The organism is Gordonia hirsuta DSM 44140 = NBRC 16056 (assembly GCF_000333015.1).
Lineage (GTDB): Bacteria > Actinomycetota > Actinomycetes > Mycobacteriales > Mycobacteriaceae > Gordonia > Gordonia hirsuta.
This window is the reverse complement of record NZ_BANT01000074.1, coordinates 1-1,694: the sequence shown is the minus strand read 5'-3', so window position 1 is coordinate 1,694 and position 1,694 is coordinate 1. Positions and strand designations below refer to the sequence as shown.

General features: G+C 65.7%; 1 protein-coding gene. It reads right to left on the bottom strand.

Annotated elements, in window-relative coordinates:
• Nucleotides 1-178: 178 nt before the first annotated feature.
• Nucleotides 179-1,570 carry an IS1380 family transposase gene (locus GOHSU_RS16110; RefSeq protein WP_005944467.1) on the bottom strand — a complete coding sequence of 464 codons (1,392 nt, stop codon included), beginning with the start codon at nt 1,568-1,570 and terminating at the stop codon, nt 179-181.
• Nucleotides 1,571-1,694 lie beyond the last annotated feature (124 nt).

Sequence of the window (1,694 nt, the reverse complement as noted above, 5' to 3'; positions counted from 1 at the left end):
CTAGCCTCGATTTTTCATGAGGTGGCGATCCCGGCCTGAACGGTTCGGATTGATTGGCGGTAGAGCTGATTATGGTCTGGGGGTATGACAGGGCGGCCGTTGTCGCTGGTGGCGGCCGGGTTTCACGTCACCGGCGAAGGTTCTTCGGGGGTCGGTTGGTCAGGGCTGGGCTGGTGGTTCAGCCGCTGGCGCGGTAACCGTCGAGGCGGTGCAGGCCGGCGATCAGGACCGGTGTCCATTGGTGGTGTTGGTCGTAGCGCAGTCGGCGGGTGCGGGCGTGGCGCGCCAGGCGTGCGGCGGCGGCCCACAGTCGTAGGCGCAGGCGTTTGATTTCCCAGGTGCGGGCGTCGGTGCCGGGCAGGGCGAGCATTTGGGTCCAGGCGGTCAGGTCGGCGGCGAGTTCGACCAGGGCGAGCCAGATCTGGTTCTTGGCGAAGTCGTGGAACGGCAGGTTCGTCATCCCGGTCGCTTTGGCTGCCCGGATGCGGTCTTCGCAGCGGGCGCGGCGGCGGTGCCGGACTTCCAGGTCGGCGAGCTGGCCGCGGCGGGCGTTGGTGACAAAGCAGGTCAGCCGCCATCCGTTGACGTCGGTGAACCGCAGTTGGGCGCCGTGGTGCGGTTTCTCGCGGCGCACGATGACCCGCATACCGCCGGGATACCCGTCGAGGTCGAGTAGTCCGGTCAACTCGGCCACGTCCGCGCCCTCCCGCGGCTGCCCGTCAGCGTTGTAGGCCTGCGTCCACGCAGCCTTCGGCAACGTGTCGATGGCCGCGGCCATCGCCGGTGTGATGGGGAATCCACACGAGTACGACAGGCATCGTTTGTGCATGTAGTTGAGGAATTCCTTGGTGCCGCCGGCGCTATCGGTACGGACCAGGATTTTCCGGCCGGCCCTCCATCCCAGGCCGGGAATCTGGTTCAGCGTGGCGCGCAGGACTGCGGTGTGGTCGGCGGCGGTGTTCGCCCCCGCGTTGCCGGGCCGCAGCAGGCCGGTGCCGGCTTCACCGGTCCCACCCGCACCGTGGTCGATGAAGGCCACCAAGGGATGGAATCCGTAGCCCTTCTTATACGTCGGTGCCGCATCCTGCTTCTCCGAATGCGCGGTCAACAAGGTTGCATCGAGGTCGATGATCAACGGCGAATCCTCGCCGATGTCATGGCTCGGGGCGTGCTCACCGGCCAGTTCCCACACCGTCCCACGAGCAGCAGCCCGAGCCTTGGCGATCGCTGACAGAGCGGTGACGGGTTCGGCGGCCAGGGTGCTGATCAGGCGAGACACCGTTGGATCCGAGGCCACTTGCCCGAACACAGATTCCCGGCCACGCAGGATAGCGAGGTCGGTGACGCAGTCGCCGCCGCTGATCATCGCGACGACGAGATCGAGGACGATCTTGCCCGGATCATGGACGGCATAGTCCTTGCGCCACGGCGCCAGCGACTCGCGCAGCACGTCCGGCAAGCCTGCGACTTCGGCGGTGCGAGTCACCAACAGCAGCCCGGCGTGGGACACAACCCCACTGCCATCTCCGGTAGCGGCCGGTTGGGGATAGAACACGGTAGAGTTGCTCACCAGAAAGGTGCTCCTTGCCCTGACGTAATTGGTTGTGTGGTAACTCCAATTATCGCAGGTGAGAGCACCTTTCTTCCTACCTCGGGCCATGTGTCGCCAATTCAGCATGAAAACGCGAGGCTAG